The following is a 20,470-nucleotide window of genomic DNA, read 5'->3' as shown; positions in this document are numbered from 1 at the left end:
CCCTGTGACTCCCGAACACCCCACCCCGACCGGCCCGCGCGACCTCGCCCTGGACCCGCCGCCCGGCTGCCCCGCGCACGTGCGGGGCCCCGGCGGACTGGCCCGCCTGTACGGCCCCGGCGCGGAGGACCTGAACGAACTGTACGAGCGGCTGCGCGAGGAACACGGCCCCGTGGCGCCGGTCCTGCTCCACGACGACCTGCCGATGTGGATGGTCCTCGGACACGCCGAGAACCTGCGCATGGTGCGCACGCCCTCGCAGTTCACGAAGGACAGCCGCATCTGGTCGCAGCTGCTGCAGGGCAGGGTCCGGCCCGACCACCCGCTGATGCCGCACATCGCCTGGCAGCCCATCTGCGCCCACGCCGAGGGCGACGAGCACAAGCGGCTGCGGGGCGCGGTCACGGCGGCCATGGCGACCATCGACGACCGCAGTGTGCGCCGCTACATCAACCGCTCAAGTCAGCGCCTGGTCAACCGCTTCTGCGAGCAGGGCCGGGCCGACCTCGTCGGCGACTTCGCCGAGCACCTCCCGATGGCCGTGATGTGCCACGTCCTCGGCATGCCCGACGAGTACAACGACAAGATGGTGCACGCCGCCCGCGACGCCCTCAAGGGCAGCGAGACCGCCGTCTCCAGCCATGAGTACGTCGTCGGGGCCCTCGCCCGGCTCACCGCCCGCCGCCGCGCCAAGCCCGAGGAGGACTTCACCAGCCACCTCGTCACCCACCCGGCGGGACTCACCGACGACGAGGTCAGGGAACATCTGCGCCTGGTGCTCTTCGCCGCGTACGAGGCCACCGTCAACCTGCTCTCCAACGCGCTGCGCATGGTCCTCACCGACCCGCGCTTCCTCGCCCGGCTCAACGGTGGCCAGATGACGGTGGCGGAGGCGGTCGAGCAGTCCCTGTGGGACGAGCCCCCCTTCAGCACCATCTTCGGCTACTTCGCCAAGCAGGACACGGAGTTGGGGGGCCAGCGCATCCGCCGCGGCGACGGCCTCTTCTTCGCGCCCGCGCCCGGCAACGTGGACCCCCGGGTGCGCCCCGACCTGTCCGCCCACATGCAGGGCAACCGCTCCCACCTCGCCTTCGGCAGCGGTCCGCACGAGTGCCCCGGCCAGGACATCGGACGGGCGATCGCCGACGTCGGTGTCGACGCGCTGCTGATGCGGCTGCCCGACGTGCAACTCGACTGCGCCGAGGACGAGTTGCGGTGGACGATGTCGATCGCCTCGCGGCACCTGGTGGCGCTGCCGGTGCGCTTCGAACCCAAGGAACAGCAGGACGTCAAGCACAAGCCGAGCCACGCCCCGATCCCGCCGCAGCGCCTGACGCCGCCGGTGGGCACGGCGCCGCAGCCCGCCCCGGCGCCCGTCCGCGAGCCGGCGGCCGCCCCGGCGCAGACGCCCGCGCCCGCGCCGCAGTCCGCGCCGGCCACCCCGCAGCCCACGGGCCCGGCCCGCCGGCCGAACGCCTGGCGGCGCTTCCTCGCCTGGTGGCGCGGTTACTGAACCGCGTCCGGCGGCCGGTCGTCCCGCGGCTGCGGGGCGGCGGCCCAACGGTCGTACGACGCCCAGGCGTCCAGGGCGCGCCCGCTGCGCAGCAGGTGCCGCCGCCCGGTGACCGGATCGGTGAACTCCAGCTCCCGCGCCAGCAGTTGCAGCGGGCGCCGGAAGTCGCCGGCCGGCACGGGGTCGGCCACCTCCGGGTACAGCGGATCGCCGAGGATCGGCACGCCGAGCGCGCTCATATGGACGCGCAACTGATGGGTCTGGCCGGTGGCGGGCAGCAGCCGGTACCGGCCGAGCCCCCGCGCCCCGTGCTCGACGAGCTCGACGCGGCTCACCGCGTTCGGCTCGCCCGCCACCTCGTAGGCGGCCAGGACGCCCCGCTCCTTGACGATCCGGCTGCGCACCGTCCGGGGCAGCGCGAGCCCGGGATCGTACGGCGCGATGGCCTCGTACACCTTGCGCACCCGGCGGTCGCGGAACAGCGTCTGGTACGCGCCGCGCTCCTCCGGGCGCACGACGAACAGGACCAGACCGGCGGTGAGCCGGTCGAGCCGGTGCGCGGCGCCCAGCGCGGGGACGCCCAGCTCCCGCCGCAGCCGGGCCAGCGCGGTCTCGACGACATGACCGCCGCGCGGGGTGGTGGCGAGGAAGTGCGGCTTGTCGGCGACGACCAGGTGCTCGTCGCGGTACACGATCTCCAGCGGGAACGGCACGGGCGTCTCGGGCGGCGGTTCGCGGTGGTACCAGACGAACGTCCCCGGCGCACAGGCCGTGTCCGCCCTCACCGCCCGCCCGTCGGCGCCGACGATGTGCCCGGCCTCCAGCATGGCGTCCACGACCCCGGCACGCGCCGCGCCGAGCCGCTCCACCAGGTACTCCCGGACGGTGGCCCAGGAGCCCTCGCCCGGCAGCCGCACCCGCACCGGGTCGATCCCGTCGCGTTGCGGCAGCGGAGAGGGCGGGGGCGGCGTACGACGTCTCATCGGGGTCAAGCGTACGGCGACGGAAAAGTCGGTTGACTCCTCGCGTGCCGTCGGCAGGATGCGGTTCATGCCCTACACAGTCGGCCCCGTCCTGCCCGCCCGGACCCTCTCGGGCGCCCCGCAACCCGTGCTCCCCACCGGCGACGGGCTCCTCCTGCGTCCCTGGCGGCCCGAGGACGCCCCCGCCGTGCACGCCGCCTTCCAGGACCCGGCGATGCACCAGTGGCACATCCGCGCCGCCGACTCCGAGGAAGAGGTGACCGGCTGGATCAGGGAATGGCGCGCGGCCTGGGAGGAGGAGCGCACCGCCCAGTGGGCCGTCGTCGACTCGGACACCGACGAACTGCTGGGCCGGGTGGCGCTGCGCAGCATCCTGCTCGACGAGGGCGTCGCGGAGGTCGCGTACTGGACCACCAGGACGGCCCGCGGCCGGGGAGTAGCCCCCCGGGCCACCACCGCCCTGACGCGCTGGGCCCTCGACGAGATCGGCTTCCACCGGCTCGAACTGCATCACGCCACCGCCAACGAGGCCTCCTGCCGGGTCGCCGGCAAGGCCGGTTTCACCCTGGAGGGCACCAGGCGCAGCGCCTGCCTGCACCCGGACGGCTGGCACGACATGCACGTCCACGCGCGCGTGCAGGGCGACTGAGCGGACCGCTCCCCGCACGCGCGCGTGCGGGCCTCACGCCGCAGCCGCCTCCGGCACGGCCCCGGCGGGCTCCGCCGACCGCCTGCGCCAGGCCCGGTAGGCCACGCCGACGGCGACCGTCGCACCGAGGAACAGCACGGTGAACCACTGGAAGTACCAGTGGCCGCCCGCCGGGTCGTACACCGCCGCACGCGGCCAGGCCAGATTGACCGTCATCAGCAGGCCGTACAGGAGCGCGAGGGCGTTGACCGGAACGCCCCAGCGGCCCAGGGAGAACAGGCGGGCGCCCGTCTCGTCCGTGCCGCCCGAGGGGAACCCGCCGCGCAGCCGGCGCAGCAGCAGCGGGCCGGTGACCATCGCGTACGCCAGGTACAGCATCACGATGCAGGTGGTGCCGATGGCCAGGAAAGCGTCCGGCGAGGCGAAGTTCAGCAGCAGCAGGGCGGCGGCGAGGGCGCCGACGACCAGTGCGGGGGCGCTCGGCATGCCGGTGCGGCCGTTGACGCGGGCGAGGCGGGCGGAGAACGGGAGCTGACCGTCGCGGGCCATGGAGAACAGCATCCTGCAGGCCGCGGTCTGGATGGCCAGCGTCGCCACCGCGATCGCCACGACCACGTCCGCCAGCAGTGCCTTGCCGACCCCGTCGCCGAGGCTGCTGGTGAGGACGTAGCTGAGTCCGTCGACCCCGAGCCGTCCGTCCGTCAGGCTGGGCGCGGCCAGCAGGCCGCCCAGCACGATCAGCCCGCCGAGCAGGCCGGCCGCGCCGAGGGCCGTGAGGATCGTGCGGGGCGCGGTGCGCCTCGGGTGGTGCGTCTCCTCGCTCATCTCGCCCGCGCTGTCGAAGCCGATCATCACGTAGGCAGCCGTGAACGAGCCCACGAGCAGCGCCCCGAACAGGCCGCCGCCAGCCGCCCCTTCGGTGTGGAAGGTGATGCCGGGGGTGCGCTCGGAGTGGGTGAGCAGGAGGACGACGATGAGCACCGCGCCGATGATCTCGGCGGTCACGCCGATCCGGTTGATCATGGACATCACGCGGTTGTCCAGGATGTTCACGAGCGTCGTCAGCACCAGCAGGAGCACCCCGAGCAGGGCCGCGTTGGCCGCGCCGTCCGGGGAGGTGGGGGCCGGGTCGGAGCCGATCAGCTGGAAGCCGGACCAGATGGCCGGCAGCACCATCTGCAGGGCCAGCGCGGCCGCGGCGACGACGACGATCTGCCCGATCACCATGATCCAGCCCGCGAACCAGCCGAACGAGGGCGTCGACAGCCGCGACGACCACTGGTAGATGGCGCCGGAGATCGGGTAGCGCGCGGCCAGTTCCGCGAAGCACGCGGCGACCAGCAGCTGGCCGGCGAGAACCGCCGGCCAGGCCCAGAAGAAGACCGGGCCGCCGAAGGCGTACCCGAAGGCGAAGAACTGGAAGACGGTCGTCAGGACGGAGATGAAGGAGAACCCGGCGGCGAACGAGGCGTACCGGCCCAGGCTGCGGTGCAGTTCCTGGCGGTAGCCGAACTCGGCGAGGGAGCCGTCGCCGGCGTCGGGGGAGTGCGGCGGGTCGGGGCGTACGTCGGTGGGTGTCGTTGTCGTCACGGCGGAACCTGCCTTGGCCCAGTGGGGACGGTAATTCCTGTCGGGCGACAGAAATTAGGGACGCGCTGTTTCGTCCGCGTCACGCCGCCGTGTCCGGGGCGGGCCCAAGTCCTCACGTTCCCGAAAGGTCACTCGATCGCGTTATGTCGCGTCTCTTGTCCAGAGGTGAAGGTCGCGATATGTTCGGCTACGGATATTCGGAAGCGAGGTGATCGTCCGTGGCGAGGAAGCGCCGCAAACTCGGCAACCCGTTGGCGCTCGCCGTGATGACGACGCTGTGGCAGAAGCCGATGCATCCGTACGAGATCGCCCAGACCCTGCGCAGCCAGGGCAAGGACACGAGCACGAAGACGAACTACGGCTCGCTCTACACGGTCGTGCAGAACCTGGAGAAGCACGGCTTCGTGGAGGTGACCGGTGTGGAGCGGCAGGGAAACCGGCCCGAGCGCACGGTCTACGGGCTCACCGACGCCGGGCGCGAGGAGATGGCCGAGTGGCTGTCCGACCTGCTCGCCGTCCCGGCCAAGGAGTACCCGATCTTCGAGACCGCCCTCTCGCTGATGGCTGCGCTGCCGCCGGACGAGGTGGTGCGCCTGCTGGAGTCGAGGCTGACGGCGCTGGAACTCCAGCTGGCCGGCGGCCGGGGCGTGCTCCAGAAGGCCTACGAGACGGTGCCGAGGCTCTTCCTCGTCGAGACGGAGTACCAGCTGCACATGGTCGAGGCGCAGGCCCAGTGGGTCGGCGGCTTCCTCGACGAGGTCAGGAACGGTTCGCTGCCCGGAGTGCGGGAGTGGCGGCGGTTCCACGAGGCAGGGGAGTCACCGCAGGAAGTCAGCAGCTGAGAAGGGCCCCGGCAGGACTGTTCGCAGCAGTCCCGCCGGGGTCTCGAACCCCGAACCGAACCCGCCGTGAGGCAGTTCCAGGCGATCGAGGTGCGGCACACCCAGGATAGCCCGGTGCTCTTGCGGCGGATCGGCAGTCATGTCCGCTCACACAGAGAGCAGCATCGCCATGAGCAAGACTCGTGCGCCCGCAGTGCAGGCGCGTCAGCTCGTCAAGACCTACCCCGGTCAGGTCACCGCCCTGAACGGCCTCGACATCACCGTGGAGAGCGGCTCCGTCTTCGGGCTGCTCGGCCCCAACGGCGCCGGAAAGTCCACCGCGGTCAAGATCCTCACCACCCTGGCCCGCCCCGACTCCGGCTCCGCCACCGTCGCCGGACACGATGTGCTGCGCCATCCGGACCGGGTGCGCCGGGTGATCGGCGTGGTCGCGCAGAACTCCGGCGCCGATCCGGTCGCCACCGGCCGGGACAACCTCCGCCTCCAGGGCAGGCTCTACGGCGTGAAGGGCGCCGTCCTGGACCGCCGGGTGGACGAACTGCTCGAACGCTTCGCGCTCACCGAGGCCGCCCGTCGCCAGGTCAAGAGCTACTCCGGCGGCATGCGGCGCCGGCTCGACGTGGCGCTCGGCCTGGTGCACCGGCCCGAGGTGCTCTTCCTCGACGAGCCCACCACCGGCCTGGACCCGCAGGTCCGCGGTGCGATGTGGGACGAGATCGGCCGGCTGGCCGACGAGGAAGGGCTGACGATCCTGCTCACCACGCACTATCTGGAGGAGGCCGACCGGCTCGCCCAGCGGGTCGCCATCGTGGACCGGGGCCGTGTCGTCGTCACCGGCACGCCCGACTCCCTCAAGGGCGAACTCCGCGGCGACGCCGTGCACCTGGAGCTGCGCACCGCGCCGGGCGACACCGGCCGGGTGCTCCTGGAAGGCGCCCTGAGCGCGTTGCCGGGCGTGTCCGAGGTGATGTTCGACGGGCCGCGGGTCAGTGTGCGCGCCCAGGACGGGGCGGCCGCGATGCCGGCCCTGCTCGGCGCGCTGGAGCGGTCCGGGGTCGCCGTCGCCACCGCGACCGTCGCCAGGCCCTCCCTCGACGACGTCTACCTCCGGTACGCGGGCCGACGCTACGCCGAGGCCGGAAGCGGGACCACCGAGGCCCTCGCGCTCGCCGGGGGTGCGCGATGAGCACCGCGATCGTCCAGACCTGGTATATGACGCAACGTCAGCTGATGGTGTCCGCCCGTCAGCCCGCCTACGCCGTGATCACCTTGATCCAGCCGGTGATCTGGCTGTTCCTCTTCGGCAGCCTCTTCAAGAGCGTCGTCGAGCTCGGCGGTTTCGGCGCCGGCTCCTATCTGGACTATCTGGTGCCGGGAGTGGTGGTGATGAGCGCGCTCGCCTCCAACCTCTGGGCGGGCATGGGCACGTTGGAGGAGATCCAGCGCGGCACCCTCGACCGCTTCCTCACCACTCCGGCCAGCCGGGCCGCGCTGATGAACGGCAACGTCGTGCACAACGGCATCGTCACCGCCCTGCAGTCGGTCGTCATCGTGCTGCTCGGGCTGGCGGGCGGGGCGGACTACCCGGGCGGGATCGAGGGCGTCGCCGTCCTGGTCGTCGCGTCGGTGCTGCTCGGCACGGTCTTCGGGGCGCTGTCCAACGCCCTGGGCATGCTCGTGCGGGAACGGGAGTCGATCATCGGCGTCAACACGTTCCTGCTGCTGCCGCTGACCTTCCTCTCCAGTGCGTTCATGGCGCCTGAGCGCATGCCCGGCTGGATGCGGCACGTGGCCCGCTTCAACCCGCTGGACTGGGCGATGACAGCCGGACGCTCGGCCCTGTCCGCGGACCCGGACTGGGGCTCGGTGCTCGTCCGCGGCGGGGCGCTGCTCGCGCTCGCGACGGCGGCCGTGTGGCTGTCCATACGGACGTTCCGGTCCTACCAACGGTCGGTGTAGTTGCGGCGGTTCGGGCTGCGCCGGCGGTCGGCGAGGGCGGCCGGCGCACCCTGACGCCCCTCCGGCGCGAGTCGGCGGGCGGCCCGCTCCCTGGGTGCGGGCCGCCCGCCGCCGAGGTCACGCGGTCGGCGTCCCGCCCCCGGGCTCCTGCTCCTGCTCCTGCTCCACGCGGGCGTTCCACTCCCGCTTGGAGGCCTGCCAGCCGTCCTCGTTGTGGCCGAGCCGCCAGTATCCGGAGATCGACAGGTCCTCGCGCGGGATCTGCAGCTCGACGCGCAGCAGTTTGCGCAGCTCCTTCACGCAGGCCGCCTCGCCGTGCACGAACGCGTGCACGCGGCCCTCGGGGAAGCGGAGCGCCCGTACGGCCTCGACGAGCCGCTCGCCGACCGGCCGTTCGCCGCGGTGCAGCCAGACGACCTCCACGTCGGAGTCGATCTTCTGCTCCTCCTCGGGACCCGCCACCTCGACGAAGGCGTGGGCGACGGCGCCGGCGGGGAGCGACTCCAGGGCGGTGGCGATGGCGGGCAGGGCGCTCTCGTCGCCGGCCAGCAGATGCCAGTCGGCGGCCGTGTCGGGCGTGTAGGCGCCGCCGGGGCCGTTGAAGCGGACCGTCTCGCCCGGCTGCACGCGCGTCGCCCACGGCCCGGCGAGGCCCTCGTCGCCGTGGATCACGAAGTCCAGGGTCAGCTCGCGGTTTTCGGCGTCCCAGCGGCGCACGGTGTACGTCCGCGTCACCGGCCACTGCTCGCGGGGGAACTCGGCCCGGATCCGCTCCAAGTCGAACGGCTCCGGGTAGTTCACCCCCTCGGGACCGAAGAGCAGTTTCACGTAGTGATCGGTGCACGTCCCGGCGGTGAACTCCGCCAGGCCCTCACCGCCGAGCACGACGCGCTGCATGTGCGGGGTGAGCCGTTCGGTGCGGACGACCTGCGCGGAGTGAGGCTTGCGCGGCTTCCGTGCCGGACGTTCTGCCATGTCGGCCTCCCATGTCGATGCACTTAGGTTAACCTAAGTTAGCATCGCTTCCCTGGGACGCCCCCCTCTCAGACCGCCAGGGTCGTCAGCAGTCGCTGCAACGACCCGCCGAGCCCCCAGCGCTGCGCGAGTGCTTCCAGTGCCGCCGCGTCCCTCGGAGCACGGGGCAGCGCGGTGGTCACCTGCGGCAGAGGCACGTCGTCGGCGACCTTGACCACCTTCGGCGCCACGGACACATACGGCCGGGACTCGTCCAGCCGCCTGCGCTGCGACGGGGTCAGCTTCGCCGTCGGGTCGTCGACCGCCGCCATGATCCCGGCCAGATCGCCGAACTCGGCCAGCAGCTTGGCCGCGGTTTTCTCCCCGATGCCCGGCACGCCCGGCAGGCCGTCGCTCGGGTCGCCGCGCAGCAGCGCCAGATCGGCGTACCCGCGCCCGTCGACGCCGTACTTCTCGCGCAGCCACGCCTCGTCCGTCAGCTGCAGCGTGCCGACGCCCTTCAGGGGGTACAGCACGCGCACCCCGCGCGCGTCGTCCACCAGCTGGTAGAGATCGCGGTCGCCGGTGACGATGTCCACCGGGCCCTTCGCGATGCCGGTGAACGTGCCGATCACGTCGTCCGCCTCGTAGCCGGGCACCCCCACGCGCGCGATGCCGAGCGCGTCCAGGACCGCCTCGATGATCGGCACCTGCGGCGAGAGCGTGTCCGGCACCTCCTCCTCGTCCGGCCCGCTCTCGCGCTCCTCGGCGACGCGGTGCGCCTTGTAGGAGGGGATCAGGTCGACCCGCCACTGGGGCCGCCAGTCCGCGTCCATGCAGGCGACCAGCTCGTCCGGCCGGTGGTCCTTCACCAGCCGGTCGATGAATTCCAGCAGACCGCGCACGGCGTTCACCGGCGTGCCGTCCGGCGCCCTCACGGAGTCGGGGACGCCGAAGTAGGCGCGGAAGTAGAGCGAGGCGGTGTCGAGAAGCATCAGTCGTCCGGTCACGCCACGCATCATGCCGCACGGTCATGGGTGAGCAGGGCCTCGACGGCGCCTGCACCGTCGTCGACGGCTCCACGCCTCGCTGCTCGCTGCTCGCTGCTCGCTGCTCGCTGCTCGCCGAGATCGAGCGACGAGGGACGGGCACCGGCGCATGGCCTCGCGGCCAGCGCCGGGGCGCACCCCTCGCGCCGTTCCCGCGCCCCCTCCCGCCCTCTCGGCACGTTTCGCGCCGGCAGCCCGGAGCCCTTCCGCCCTGGGAGCAGAGGGGAGGAATTCGGCCAACCACGCAGAGCTACACTCATCCCCGAGCCGGACCGCCGGTGACGCCGGGGACGAGCGGGAACACTCAGGGCCGCCCGCGCATTGAACCGGACAACGGGAGGGCGGCCCCTCACCCGCCGCCCTCGGGCTCCGGTCGACTGGCGTGAACTGTGAGGTCGCGCGTCACCCCGCGTGTCCTCGATGTGGCGGGCACGTGAAACGGTTTGCCGAACCTGCATAGGGTGCAGAGAACTCACCAGACGTGTCCGCGAGCACACCGGGCACACGGTGCCGACGAGCGAAGGAGGGAGCCGGAGCGATGGGCGACCACAAAGAACAGCCCCTGCGGGTGGGCGCGGCCGTGCGCCGCCGGCGCCGCTCCCTGGAGCTCACCCTCGCCGTCGTGGCCGAGCGCAGCGGCCTGTCGGTGCCCTTCCTGAGCCAGATCGAGAACGACCGCGCGCGGCCCAGCACGAGCTCCCTGGAGAAGGTGGCCGACGCGCTGCGCACCACCGCCGTCGAGCTCCTCGCCGCCGCCGACCCGGCCTGCAGCGTGGACGTCGTGCGCGCCGAGGTCGCCGAACAGTTCCAGGGCCGGGCGCCCGACGCCGGGCCCCGCTCCCGCTCACTGGTGCGCGGGCACCACCAGATGCACGCCTCCGAGTTCACCGGCGACCACGACGCCGGGCGGGAATTCCAGTACCGCAACGACCAGTTGCTGTACGTCGCCGACGGCGCGGTGGAGATCGAGGCGGAGGGCCGCGCCTACCGGCTCGGCCGCGGCGACACCCTGTACCTCACCGGCGGCGTCCGCCATCGCTGGCGGGCGACCGTGGCCGACACCCGCGTGGTCGTCGTCGCGGTGGCCGAGCACATCGAGGCGGTACGGGACCGGGGGCGGAAGCGGTAGTGCGGGTCGTCTCCCTGGTGCCGTCGCTCACCGAGGCCGTGGCCGCCACCGTCCCCGGCGTCCTGGTCGGGGCCACCGACTGGTGCAGCCACCCGGCGGACCTGGACGTCACCCGGATCGGCGGAACCAAGAATCCCGCCGTGGAGCGGATCGTCGCCCTCGCCCCCGATCTGGTGATCGCCAACGAGGAGGAGAACCGGGAACCGGACCTGAATGCTCTGCGGGCGGCCGGACTGCGGGTCCTGGTGACGGAGGTCCGGGACGTCCCGCAGGCCTTCCGGGAGCTGGCGCGGGTCCTCGACGCCTGCGGGGGACCCTCCCGACCGGACTGGCTGGCGCGGGCCGAGGAGGCCTGGGCGGCGCCGCCGCCTCTCGCCGGCCGCAGGACCGCCGTCGTGCCGATCTGGCGCCGTCCCTGGATGGTGCTGGGCAGGGACACCTTCGCCGGTGACGTGCTGGCCCGCCTGGGCGTCGACCATCTCCACGCCGGTCACCCCGAGCGTTATCCGCGCATCCCCGTCGAGGAGCTGCGGGCGGCCGCGCCGGACCTCGTCGTGCTGCCGGACGAGCCCTACCGCTTCACCGCCGACGACGGCCCCGAGGCCTTCCCCGCAGTGCCCTGCGCGCTGGTCAGCGGACGGCACCTGACGTGGTACGGCCCGTCGCTCGCCGAGGCCCCGAAGGCGCTGGGCGAGGCGCTGCGAGCAGCGCACCGCTGAGCAGTCCGCGCACGGTGTGCCGGGCGACGACGCCCCAGGCCACGACCAGCACGAGGTACAGCGCGCAGGCGAGCACGTCGAAGACGACCAGCCCGGTGTGCCGGGCCAGCGCGGCCGACCCGGTCACACAGGTGCCGACCGGGAAGGTGAACGCCCACCACGTCATCGCGAAGCCCATGCCGTGCCGGCGGGCCCGCGCCACGTGCGCGGTGGCCAGACACAGCCACAGCAGCGCGAAGCCCATGACGGGCACCCCGTAGAGCACGGCGAGACCACCGAGACCACCCGGCCCACCGAGAGGGCGGCCGTCCGCCCCCGGCGCCACGCCCGCAGCGACCTCGGCGAACTTCCCGGCGGCGGTCGTGGACTGGCCGAGCGGCCCCAGCACGAGGAACAGGGTCGGCGTGAGCGCGAGGGGCAGCGGTCCGCCGGTCACCAGCCGTCCGAACACCAGCGGCAGCATGACGAACGTGGCCAGCAGGCTCAGTCCGAACAGCGCGAAGCACGCGAACAGCAGCGTCTGCCGTGGCTGTCCGGCCGGCAGATACGGCACCAGCAGCGGGCCGAGCGCGGCGGACACCATCGGCGCGACGAGCGGCAGCAGCCACACCGGCGTGGCCTGCGAGGCCGCCACGCGGTGACGCACGGCCATCAGGTACGGCACGACGACGGCGGCCGTGAGGGCGATCACCGTGCCGGCCGTGAACAGCACGGCGTCGAGGGCGACCGCGGCGTCGACGCCGATCCAGTCCCGGCCCACGGCGAGCGCGCCGCCCCCGACGGCGAGCAGCGCCATCGCGAGACAGCCGTAGAACGGGGCCGTCGCCGGGTCGAGGAGGTGCGCGCGGGCCTGGTCGCGATGGTGTCGCCAGTGCAGGGCGCGGGCGGCGAGCAATGCCGTCAGGAGGACGAGGGAGAGCGCCCAGAACGCGGCGCACAGCGGCCGCAGCCCCGGCACCCGGACCGGCAGCGCGACGCCCGCGGTCGCGACGATCGCGGTGCCCATCACCGTGGCGTACCAGTTCGGTCCGAGGTGACGGACGGCGGCGGCGCGCGGGCGGGCGAGCGCGGACAGGGGCTGGGCGGCGGTGACCATGCCTCCACGGTCGCCCGCTGGTGCGGCCGCGACCAGGGAGGATGTCTCTATGGGGGCATAAGCTGGGCTTATGGGGAGTGTGGAGGAAGACCGACGCGACGGCGGCGGCTCGATCGCGCACCGGGTCCCGGACCTGGGCGCGCTGGAGCTGCTGCTGGCGGTGGCCCGGCTGGGCAGCCTGGGCGCGGCCGCGCGGGAGCTCGGCATCACCCAGCCCGCCGCGAGCAGCCGGATCCGTTCCATGGAACGCCAGTTGGGCGTGGCCCTGGTGGACCGTTCGCCGCGCGGTTCCCGGCTGACCGACGCGGGCGCGCTGGTGACGGACTGGGCGGGGCGGGTCGTCGAGGCGGCGCGGGCCTTCGACGCGGGGGCGCAGGCGCTGCGGGACCGGCGGGACTCGCGCCTGCGGGTGGCGGCCAGCATGACGATCGCCGAGTACCTGCTGCCGGGCTGGCTGCTCGCGCTGCGCGCGGGGCGGCCGGACACGGCGGTGTCGCTGCTCGCGGGCAACTCCGCGGCCGTCGCCGAACGGTTGCTCACGGGGGAGGCGGACCTCGGCTTCGTGGAGGGGCTCACGGTGCCGGCCGGCCTGGACTCCGCCGTGATAGCGCACGACCGCCTCCTCGTCGTCGTCGCGCCCGGCCACCCGTGGGCCCGCCGCCGACGGCCGCTGGACGCCTCCGAGCTGGCCTCGACGCCGCTGATCCTGCGGGAGGAGGGCTCGGGGACCCGTCAGGTGCTCGACACGGCCCTGGGGGGCCTGGCGCGCCCGCTGATCGAACTCTCCTCGACGACGGCGGTGAAGGCGGCGGCGGTGAGCGGGGCCGGACCGGCGGTGCTGAGCGAACTCGCGGTGGGCGAGGAGCTGGCACTGCGGCGGCTGGTGGGGATTCCGGTGGACGGGGTGTCGCTGACCCGGGACCTGCGCGCGGTGTGGCCCACCGGGCACCGCCCGACAGGCCCGGCGCGGGAACTCCTCACCCTGACCCGAGGCTGACCGGCCCCGCGCCCGGCGTCCGTCACTGAGCGGGGCCTGTGGTCCGGGCCCCGGGGCGGGAGGCGGCGGTGACCAGGGCGCGCATCACGCGGACGTCCTCGCCCATCTCCGGATGCCACTGCACCCCCAGCACCCAGGCGGCGGACGGCAGCTCGACGGCCTCCACGGTGCCGTCCGCCGCGTGCGCCGCCGCGATCAGCCCCGCGCCCAGGCGGTCCACCGCCTGATGGTGATAGGTCGGCACGGAGGTCTCCTCCGCCACCACCCGGGCGTACAGCGTGCCCGGGACCGGCTCGACCGGGTGGCGGCCCACGACGCCCACCGCCTCGACGTGCCCGTCGAGGTGCTGCGTCAGGGTGCCGCCGAGAGCGACGTTCAGGAGCTGCATGCCGCGGCAGATGCCGAGCAGCGGCAGGCCGGCCGCCAGCGCCGCCTCGATCAGGGCCAGCTCCCAGGCGTCGCGCTCCCGCGCAGGCGGCCCGGTGCGGGGATCCGGCTCCGCGCCGTAGCGGCCGGGTTCGACGTCGGGGCCGCCCGCGATCACCAGTGCGTCGAGGCGGGCCACGGTCGCCGCCGCGTGTCCGGGCGCGTCCGGCGGAAGCATCGCGGCCAGTCCGCCGGCCCGCTGCACGAGCCGCGGGTATCCGGCGGGCAGCAGCGCCGCGTCCAGCTCCCACACGCCCCAGCGCGCACCCGACTCCAGATAGGTGCTGACGCCGATCAGCGGCCTTGGGCCCGCCGCGTCGGTCCCGGTCGCCGTCGCCTCCGCCGTAGTCGTCATGTGCCCCTCCGGCCGTTCAATGGACCGCCTTCATACCATTGTACGGTCCCTGCGTGCGCGCCCCTCAGGTGAGGAAGCCCCTGAGCAGGGCCGCCGTCCCGGCGCAGTGCTCCCGCATCATCTCCCGCGCGCCGTCCGCGTCGCCGTCCAGCACCGCCTCCACCAGCGCCGCGTGCTGGCGCTGGGAGTGCTCCAGGTTGCGCACGAGGAGCGGTATGCAGTCCAGCAGGTCGTTCACCGTGGCCCGCACCGCCGCGTACTGCGCCGTCAGCGAGGGGGAGCCGCACAGCTCGGCCAGGGTCAGGTGGAGCAGCGTGTCCCGGCGGCGGTAGTCGGCCAGCGGGGCGTCCGCCGTGCCGGCCAGGGCCGCGCGCAGCCGCCCCGCCCGCTCGTCCGACAGCCCGTGCGCGGCGCACAGACCCGCCGCGCCCACCTCCAGCACCTCCCGGAAGCGCAGCACGTCCTCGACGTCGGTCTCCGCGACGCGCCGCCGCAGCTCGTCCTCGCCGCCGCCGTCCGTGCGCGGCAGCACGAACGTCCCGCCGTACCGGCCCCGGCGGGACTCGACCAGCCCCTGGTCCTGGAGCACCTTGAGGACCTCGCGCAGCGTCACCCGGCTGATGCCGAGCCGCTCCGCCAGCTCCCGCTCGGCCGGCAGCCGGCCACCCCCCGGCACCAGCCCCAGCCGGACCACCTGCAGGATCTGCTCCAGCGCCTCCTCGAAGCCGTTCCCGGCCCGCACCGGCCGCAGCACCGGGGTCAGCCGGTCGTCCGGTCCGCCGTCAGCGCTCACCGCCATCAGGCCGCGCCCCCTTCCCAAGCAATGGTTCTCCGCAATACCTTATGGCCATCGACCGCCGTCCCGCAGAAGGCGACGGAAGCCAGGAAGCCTGAGGAGGCCCTCCCGTGGCAGACCGCACACCCCCGCTCGCCGTCGAGGAACTGCACGCCCTCGTCGCGGGCGGTGAGATCGACACTGTCGTCCTCGCCTTCCCCGACATGCAAGGGCGGCTCCAGGGCAAGCGGTTCGCCGCCGGATTCTTCCTCGACGAGGTCCTCCGGCACGGCACCGAGGGCTGCAACTACCTCCTCGCCGTCGACACGGAGATGAACACCGTCGACGGGTACGCCATGTCCTCCTGGGAGAGCGGCTACGGCGACTTCGCCATGCGTCCCGACCTCTCCACCCTGCGGCGCGTGCCCTGGAACGCCGGAACGGCGATGCTGATCGCCGACCTGGCCTGGCACGACGGATCGCCCGTGACCGCCGCCCCGCGCCAGATCCTGCGCCGCCAGCTGGAGCGGCTGGCCGAGCACGGCCTCACCGCGCAGGTCGGCACCGAGCTGGAGTTCATCGTCTTCAAGGACAGCTACGAGGCCGCCTGGGACGCGAACTACCGGGGCCTCACCCCCGTCAACCAGTACAACGTCGACTACTCGGTGCTCGGCACCGGCCGGGTGGAGCCGCTGCTGCGCCGTATCCGCAACGAGATGGCGGGCGCCGGACTCACCGTCGAGTCCGCCAAGGGCGAGTGCAACCCCGGGCAGCACGAGATCGCCTTCCGCTACGACGAAGCCCTCGTCACCTGCGACCAGCACGCGATCTACAAGACCGGCGCCAAGGAGATCGCCGCGCAAGAGGGCGTCTCGCTGACCTTCATGGCCAAGTTCAACGAGCGCGAGGGCAACTCCTGCCACATCCACCTCTCGCTCACCGACGCCGACGGCACGAACGTCATGGCCGGCACGGACCAGGACCCGGACCACATGTCCGGGCTCATGCGCCACTTCCTCGCCGGACAGCTCGCCGCCCTGCGCGACTTCTCCCTGCTGTACGCCCCCAACATCAACTCCTACAAGCGGTTCCAGCCCGGCTCCTTCGCCCCGACCGCCGTCGCCTGGGGGCACGACAACCGCACCTGCGCGCTGCGGGTCGTCGGCCACGGCCGCTCCATGCGCTTCGAGAACCGGCTGCCCGGCGGCGACGTCAACCCGCACCTCGCGGTGGCCGCGCTGATCGCCGCGGGCCTCCACGGCGTCGAACAGAAACTGGAGCTGCCCGAAGCCTGCGCCGGCAACGCCTACACCGCCGACTACGCGCATGTGCCCACCACCTTGCGCGAGGCCGCCGAGCTCTGGGAGGGCAGCCCGATCGCGCGAGCCGCCTTCGGCGAGGAGGTCGTCGCGCACTACCGCAACATGGCCCGCGTCGAGCTGGCCGCCTTCGACGCCGCGGTCACCGACTGGGAGCTGCGCCGCTCCTTCGAACGCCTGTGAAAGGTCCTGCCGTGTCCCACCCGCACGCGCCGTCCTCCGGCGAGCAGCGCCCGCCCGAGCCGTTCCCGCACGAGCTGACCGTCCTCGACCCGGCCACCGAGGAGGTCATCGCCACGGTCCCCGCCGCCGACGCGGCCGACGTCGACCGCGCGGTCACCCGTGCGCGCGCCGCCCAGACCGCCTGGGCAGCCGCCGCCCCAGCCGACCGGGCCCGGCTGCTGCGCCGCTTCGCCGACGTCGTCGACGCCCACGTCGAGGAACTGGCGCTGCTGGAGGTCCGCGAGGCCGGTCATCTGCTCGGCAACGCCCGCTGGGAGGCCGGCAACGCCCGCGACCTGCTGCTCTACGCGGCCGGCGGCGTGGAGCGGCTCCTGGGCCGGCAGATCCCCGCCCCCGGCGGCTGGAACGTCACCTTCCACGAGCCCCTCGGCGTGGTCGGCGTGATCGCCCCCTGGAACTTTCCCATGCCGATCGCCGCCTGGGGCTCCTTCCCGGCCCTCGCCGCCGGCAACGCCGTCGTCCTCAAGCCCGCCGAGACGACCCCGCTCACCGCCCTGCGCCTGGCCGAACTGGCCCTGGAGGCAGGCCTGCCCGAGCACCTCTTCCAGGTGCTGCCCGGCCACGGCGCGGTCGCCGGACGGGCGCTCGTCGACCACCCCGGCGTCGCGAAGATCGTGTTCACCGGTTCCACCCGCACCGGGCGCGAGGTCATGGAGCGCTGCGCCGGCCAGGTCAAGCCCGTCACCCTCGAACTCGGCGGCAAGAGCCCCAACGTCGTCTTCGCGGACGCCGACCTGAAGCGGGCCGTCGACCCGTTCTCGTTCCTCGACAACTCCGGCCAGGACTGCTGCGCCCGCACCCGCATCCTCGTCCAGGAGTCGGTGTACGACGAGGTCGCCGACCACCTCGCGCGCGAACTGGCCGCCGTCGTGGTCGGCGACCCGGCCGACGAAGGCACGCAGATGGGCCCGCTGATCTCCCGTCAGCAGGTGGACCGCGTACGGTCGTTCGTCCCCGACGACGCCGAGGCGCTGCGCGGCGGAGCGCCCGAGGGCCCCGGCTTCTGGTTCCCGCCGACCGTCCTCACCGGCGCCGCGCCCGACTCGGCCGCCGCCCGCGAGGAGATCTTCGGGCCGGTGGCCGTCCTGCTCCCCTTCACGGACGAGGCGGACGCGATCCGGCTCGCCAACGACACCCCCTACGGCCTCTCCGGTTCCATCTGGACCCGGGACGTGGGCCGCGCCCTGCGCGTCTCGCAGGCCGTGCGCGCCGGGAACCTGTCCGTCAACTCCCACTCCAGCGTCCGCTACTGGACCCCCTTCGGCGGTTACAAACAGTCCGGCGTCGGCCGTGAGCTGGGTCCGGACGCCCTGACCGCCTTCACCGAGACCAAGAACGTCTTCATCAGCACGGAGGGCCCCGCACAGTGACCAGAGAGATCGTCTGCCGCCGGCTCGTGGGCCGGACCGCCGTCGTCACCGGAGCCGGCAGCGGCATCGGCCTCGCCACCGCCCGCCGGCTCGCCGCCGAGGGGGCGCACGTGGTCTGCGGCGACGTCGACGAGACCCGCGGCAAGGCCGCCGCCGAAGACGTCGGCGGCCTCTTCGTGAAGGTCGACGTCACCGACCCCGAGCAGGTCGAGGCACTCTTCAGGACCGCTCACGACACCTACGGCAGCGTCGACATCGCGTTCAACAACGCCGGGATCTCGCCGCCCGACGACGACTCCATCCTGGAGACCGGCCTGGAGGCCTGGAAGCGGGTCCAGGAGGTCAACCTGACCTCCGTCTACCTGTGCTGCAAGGCCGCCATCCCCTACATGCGGCGCCAGGGCCGGGGCTCGATCATCAACACGGCGTCGTTCGTGGCGAGGATGGGCGCCGCCACCTCGCAGATCTCGTACACGGCGTCCAAGGGCGGTGTGCTGGCCATGTCCCGTGAACTCGGCGTGCAGTTCGCCCGGGAGGGCATCCGGGTCAACGCCCTGTGCCCCGGCCCGGTCAACACCCCGCTGCTGCAGGAGCTGTTCGCCAAGGACCCGGAGCGGGCCGCCCGCCGCCTGGTCCACATCCCGGTGGGCCGGTTCGCCGAGGCCGAGGAGATCGCCGCCGCCGTCGCCTTCCTGGCCAGCGACGACTCCTCCTTCGTCAACGCCACCGACTTCCTGGTGGACGGCGGGATCTCGGGCGCCTACGTGACGCCGCTGTAGAGCGCGCTCCGGATCACAGGAACGTGCGTCCCTCGCCCCGGTAGGTCGGCACGGTCGCCGTCACCGAGTCCCCCTCGACGAGGTGCAGTTCGTCGAACCGCTCGCACAGCTCACCGGCCTTCGCGTGCCGGAACCACACCTTGTCGCCGATCAGCAGATCGTCGGCGGGGGAGCCGATGAGCGGGGTCTGCACCTCGCCGGGGCCCTCCTGGGGGTCGTACCGCAGCCCCTCGGGCAGATACGGCACGGGCAGCCGGTCGGGCCCGGCCGCGCCGGAGGCGGGATACCCGCCGCCGAGGACGGTCACGATCCCCACCCCGGGCCGCCGCACGACGGGCTGGGCGAACAGCGCGGCCGGACGCCCGCTGAACGACGTGTAGTTGTCGAACAGACGCGGCACGTACAGCCCCGAACCGGCCGCGATCTCCGTGACCGCGTCCTCGGCTGCCGTGTGCTGCACACTGCCCGTGCCGCCGCCGTTGACGAACTCCAGGTCCGGGACGACGGCCCGCACCGCGCGCACCACCGCGGCGCGCCGTTCGGCGAGCTCGCGCCGGGCGGCGGCCTGCATCAGCCGGACGGCCCGGGAGCGGAAGGGCCGCCCCGCGACGGCGTCCCCCACACCGGCGATGTGTCCCTCGTACGCCATGATCCCCACGAGCCGGAAACCGGGCCGCCGGGACACCGCCCGCGCCACGTCCGCCACTTGGGCGGGGGAGTGCAGCGGGGAGCGCAGGGCGCCGACCCGCAGCCGGCCGCCGAGCAACTTGAGCGAGGTGTCCAGCTCCAGGCAGACGCGGACCACTTCGGCGCCCTCGCCGCGCGCCGCGTCGATCAGGTCCAGCTGGGCGACGTCGTCGACCATGACGGTGACGGCGGCCGCGAGCTTGGGGTCGGCGGCGAGCTCCGCGAAGCCGCTGCGGTCGGCCGACGGGTAGGCGAGGAGGATGTCCTCGAATCCCGAGCGGGCCAGCCACAGGGACTCGGCGAGGGTGAACGACATGATCCCGGCGAAGCCGTCCCTGGCCAGGACGCGCTCCAGCAGCGTTCGGCAGCGCACCGACTTGCTGGCGACGCGGATCGGCTTGCCCCCGGCACGGCGCACCAGATCGTCGGCATTGGCGTCGAAGGCTTCCAGGTCCACGAGGGCGAGGGGAGCGTCGAGATGGGCGGTGGCCCGGTCGTAACGGGCCCGGTCGGCGGCGCGCGCAGTCATGCACGCAGCCTGCCAGACAGGATTACCGCAGGGTAGGGGGACGTTCCGGGCAGAAGCCCCCGGCGGCAGGGACGGGTTCCCGTTTGCCGGGCGACAAGCCGTAGAGTGACGCGCACGCACGCAGGGACGGCTCCGACCGGACGCCCGCGTCGGGATGCCGCTCCGCCCGTGCGGGTATGGCTGCCCGGAACGGACCGCCGCGTCCGCCCGGGCCGCCGGGCGACGAGAACGACGGCCCGCGTACCAGAACGACGGCCCGGGGACGAAGAAACGGGGGGCGCATGAGCACGGAAGCACGCCGCGCCTCGGTCCCCCCGCGACCCGACGTGCCTCCCCAGCCCGGCGTGCCCCCGCGCCCGACGGCTCCGCCCCGTCCGTCCCGGCCCCCGACGCCGGACGGCGCCCCGACGGACCCGACGGGACCGGCCGCCGCCGAAGGCGCCGGGACGGCCCGCCCCGCGACCGGCGGCCGATCGGCGCGGGATCCCGAGCCGCGTTCCACGTCCG

At 73.4% G+C, this 20,470-nt stretch carries 19 protein-coding genes; 11 read left to right on the top strand and 8 right to left on the bottom strand.

Translation table 11 applies throughout. The features are described 5' to 3' along the window. Positions 1-4: 4 nt before the first annotated feature. On the top strand, positions 5-1,513 hold the full coding sequence (locus BG482_RS27230) for a cytochrome P450 (RefSeq protein WP_069771796.1): 1,509 nt from the start codon (positions 5-7) through the stop codon (positions 1,511-1,513). On the opposite strand, the gene BG482_RS27225 is transcribed toward BG482_RS27230, so the two are convergent. Then, positions 1,507-2,496 (bottom strand): pseudouridine synthase, encoded by a 990-nt coding sequence (locus BG482_RS27225; RefSeq protein WP_069771851.1) that lies wholly within the window; start codon positions 2,494-2,496, stop codon positions 1,507-1,509. The genes BG482_RS27230 and BG482_RS27225 overlap by 7 nt on opposite strands. A 67-nt stretch (positions 2,497-2,563) precedes the next feature. Here BG482_RS27225 and BG482_RS27220 point away from each other — a divergent pair, with 67 nt between their 5' ends. Further along, a complete protein-coding gene (locus tag BG482_RS27220; RefSeq protein ID WP_069771795.1) occupies positions 2,564-3,145 on the top strand; it encodes a GNAT family N-acetyltransferase in 582 nt (193 codons plus the stop codon). A 33-nt stretch (positions 3,146-3,178) separates the two neighbouring features. Here the strand turns inward: BG482_RS27220 and BG482_RS27215 are convergent, their stop codons facing one another. Then, a complete protein-coding gene (locus tag BG482_RS27215) occupies positions 3,179-4,735 on the bottom strand; it encodes an amino acid permease (RefSeq protein WP_069771794.1) in 1,557 nt (518 codons plus the stop codon). Between the two features lie 218 nt (positions 4,736-4,953). On the opposite strand from BG482_RS27215, the gene BG482_RS27210 reads away from it, so the two are divergent. The 3 genes from BG482_RS27210 to BG482_RS27200 all read left to right on the top strand — a co-directional run bounded on the left by BG482_RS27210 (position 4,954) and on the right by BG482_RS27200 (position 7,536). Beyond that, positions 4,954-5,577 carry a PadR family transcriptional regulator gene (locus tag BG482_RS27210; protein ID WP_256096483.1) on the top strand — a complete coding sequence of 208 codons (624 nt, stop codon included), beginning with the start codon at positions 4,954-4,956 and terminating at the stop codon, positions 5,575-5,577. 169 nt (positions 5,578-5,746) lie between these two features. Then, entirely contained in the window at positions 5,747-6,763 is a 1,017-nt protein-coding gene (locus BG482_RS27205) for an ATP-binding cassette domain-containing protein (protein ID WP_069771849.1), read from the top strand. Further along, positions 6,760-7,536: an ABC transporter permease gene (locus BG482_RS27200; protein WP_069771793.1), complete on the top strand. Its 777-nt coding sequence runs from the start codon at positions 6,760-6,762 to the stop codon at positions 7,534-7,536. The genes BG482_RS27205 and BG482_RS27200 overlap by 4 nt, the downstream gene beginning before the upstream one ends. Before the next feature lie 117 nt (positions 7,537-7,653). Here the strand turns inward: BG482_RS27200 and BG482_RS27195 are convergent, their stop codons facing one another. Continuing rightward, positions 7,654-8,511 carry a siderophore-interacting protein gene (locus tag BG482_RS27195; protein ID WP_069771792.1) on the bottom strand — a complete coding sequence of 286 codons (858 nt, stop codon included), beginning with the start codon at positions 8,509-8,511 and terminating at the stop codon, positions 7,654-7,656. Between the two features lie 68 nt (positions 8,512-8,579). Continuing rightward, positions 8,580-9,509, bottom strand: a complete 930-nt coding sequence (locus BG482_RS27190; protein ID WP_256096486.1) for a 5'-3' exonuclease — start codon at positions 9,507-9,509, stop codon at positions 8,580-8,582. A gap of 568 nt (positions 9,510-10,077) precedes the next feature. Here BG482_RS27190 and BG482_RS27185 point away from each other — a divergent pair. Together BG482_RS27185 and BG482_RS27180 are read left to right on the top strand one after the other, a co-directional pair. Continuing rightward, complete coding sequence (locus BG482_RS27185; RefSeq protein ID WP_069771791.1) at positions 10,078-10,668, top strand: helix-turn-helix domain-containing protein; 591 nt, start codon at positions 10,078-10,080, stop codon at positions 10,666-10,668. Next, positions 10,668-11,387, top strand: a complete 720-nt coding sequence (locus tag BG482_RS27180; protein ID WP_069771790.1) for a helical backbone metal receptor — start codon at positions 10,668-10,670, stop codon at positions 11,385-11,387. The genes BG482_RS27185 and BG482_RS27180 overlap by 1 nt, the downstream gene beginning before the upstream one ends. Here BG482_RS27180 and BG482_RS27175 read toward each other — a convergent pair. Then, positions 11,299-12,483 carry a TDT family transporter gene (locus BG482_RS27175; protein ID WP_069771789.1) on the bottom strand — a complete coding sequence of 395 codons (1,185 nt, stop codon included), beginning with the start codon at positions 12,481-12,483 and terminating at the stop codon, positions 11,299-11,301. The two genes, BG482_RS27180 and BG482_RS27175, sit on opposite strands and share 89 nt — an antisense overlap. Before the next feature lie 70 nt (positions 12,484-12,553). On the opposite strand from BG482_RS27175, the gene BG482_RS27170 reads away from it, so the two are divergent. Continuing rightward, the gene (locus tag BG482_RS27170; protein ID WP_069771788.1) at positions 12,554-13,480 is read left to right on the top strand and encodes a LysR family transcriptional regulator; all 927 of its coding nucleotides are present in this window, start codon (positions 12,554-12,556) and stop codon (positions 13,478-13,480) included. 22 nt (positions 13,481-13,502) lie between these two features. Here the strand turns inward: BG482_RS27170 and BG482_RS27165 are convergent, their stop codons facing one another. Together BG482_RS27165 and BG482_RS27160 are read right to left on the bottom strand one after the other, a co-directional pair. Continuing rightward, complete coding sequence (locus BG482_RS27165; protein ID WP_069771787.1) at positions 13,503-14,261, bottom strand: gamma-glutamyl-gamma-aminobutyrate hydrolase family protein; 759 nt, start codon at positions 14,259-14,261, stop codon at positions 13,503-13,505. Between the two features lie 64 nt (positions 14,262-14,325). Further along, positions 14,326-15,060, bottom strand: coding sequence for a FadR/GntR family transcriptional regulator (locus BG482_RS27160; protein ID WP_069771786.1), 735 nt, complete (start codon positions 15,058-15,060; stop codon positions 14,326-14,328). 107 nt (positions 15,061-15,167) lie between these two features. Between BG482_RS27160 and BG482_RS27155 the strand changes: the two genes are divergently transcribed. Genes BG482_RS27155 through BG482_RS27145 form a run of 3 tightly spaced genes read left to right on the top strand, consistent with a single transcriptional unit; the run spans position 15,168 to position 18,747 of the window. Next, positions 15,168-16,538 (top strand): glutamine synthetase family protein, encoded by a 1,371-nt coding sequence (locus BG482_RS27155; protein WP_069771785.1) that lies wholly within the window; start codon positions 15,168-15,170, stop codon positions 16,536-16,538. A gap of 11 nt (positions 16,539-16,549) precedes the next feature. Then, positions 16,550-17,968 (top strand): aldehyde dehydrogenase, encoded by a 1,419-nt coding sequence (locus tag BG482_RS27150; protein WP_069771784.1) that lies wholly within the window; start codon positions 16,550-16,552, stop codon positions 17,966-17,968. Next, entirely contained in the window at positions 17,965-18,747 is a 783-nt protein-coding gene (locus BG482_RS27145; protein ID WP_069771783.1) for a 3-oxoacyl-ACP reductase, read from the top strand. Before BG482_RS27150 ends, BG482_RS27145 begins: the two co-directional genes overlap by 4 nt. Before the next feature lie 13 nt (positions 18,748-18,760). Here BG482_RS27145 and BG482_RS27140 read toward each other — a convergent pair whose 3' ends face one another. After that, complete coding sequence (locus BG482_RS27140) at positions 18,761-19,963, bottom strand: amino acid deaminase/aldolase (RefSeq protein ID WP_069771782.1); 1,203 nt, start codon at positions 19,961-19,963, stop codon at positions 18,761-18,763. Positions 19,964-20,470: the final 507 nt, after the last annotated feature.

Source organism: Streptomyces sp. LUP30, assembly GCF_001746365.1.
Taxonomy (GTDB): Bacteria; Actinomycetota; Actinomycetes; order Streptomycetales; family Streptomycetaceae; genus Streptomyces.
Note: the sequence above shows the minus strand (reverse complement) of the source record. Positions and strands in the feature narration are given on the sequence as shown.

Bases quoted from the DNA above. Each gene is read 5' to 3' on its own strand.
- BG482_RS27175 (WP_069771789.1), bottom strand. From the start codon at position 12,483: ATGGTCACCGCCGCCCAGCCCCTGTCCGCGCTCGCCCGCCCGCGCGCC.
- BG482_RS27165 (WP_069771787.1), bottom strand. From the start codon at position 14,261: ATGACGACTACGGCGGAGGCGACGGCGACCGGGACCGACGCGGCGGGC.
- BG482_RS27225 (WP_069771851.1), bottom strand. From the start codon at position 2,496: ATGAGACGTCGTACGCCGCCCCCGCCCTCTCCGCTGCCGCAACGCGAC.
- BG482_RS27220 (WP_069771795.1), top strand. From the start codon at position 2,564: ATGCCCTACACAGTCGGCCCCGTCCTGCCCGCCCGGACCCTCTCGGGC.
- BG482_RS27205 (WP_069771849.1), top strand. From the start codon at position 5,747: ATGAGCAAGACTCGTGCGCCCGCAGTGCAGGCGCGTCAGCTCGTCAAG.
- BG482_RS27170 (WP_069771788.1), top strand. From the start codon at position 12,554: ATGGGGAGTGTGGAGGAAGACCGACGCGACGGCGGCGGCTCGATCGCG.
- BG482_RS27160 (WP_069771786.1), bottom strand. From the start codon at position 15,060: ATGGCGGTGAGCGCTGACGGCGGACCGGACGACCGGCTGACCCCGGTG.
- BG482_RS27140 (WP_069771782.1), bottom strand. From the start codon at position 19,963: ATGACTGCGCGCGCCGCCGACCGGGCCCGTTACGACCGGGCCACCGCC.
- BG482_RS27185 (WP_069771791.1), top strand. From the start codon at position 10,078: ATGGGCGACCACAAAGAACAGCCCCTGCGGGTGGGCGCGGCCGTGCGC.
- BG482_RS27200 (WP_069771793.1), top strand. From the start codon at position 6,760: ATGAGCACCGCGATCGTCCAGACCTGGTATATGACGCAACGTCAGCTG.
- BG482_RS27190 (WP_256096486.1), bottom strand. From the start codon at position 9,509: ATGCGTGGCGTGACCGGACGACTGATGCTTCTCGACACCGCCTCGCTC.
- BG482_RS27195 (WP_069771792.1), bottom strand. From the start codon at position 8,511: ATGGCAGAACGTCCGGCACGGAAGCCGCGCAAGCCTCACTCCGCGCAG.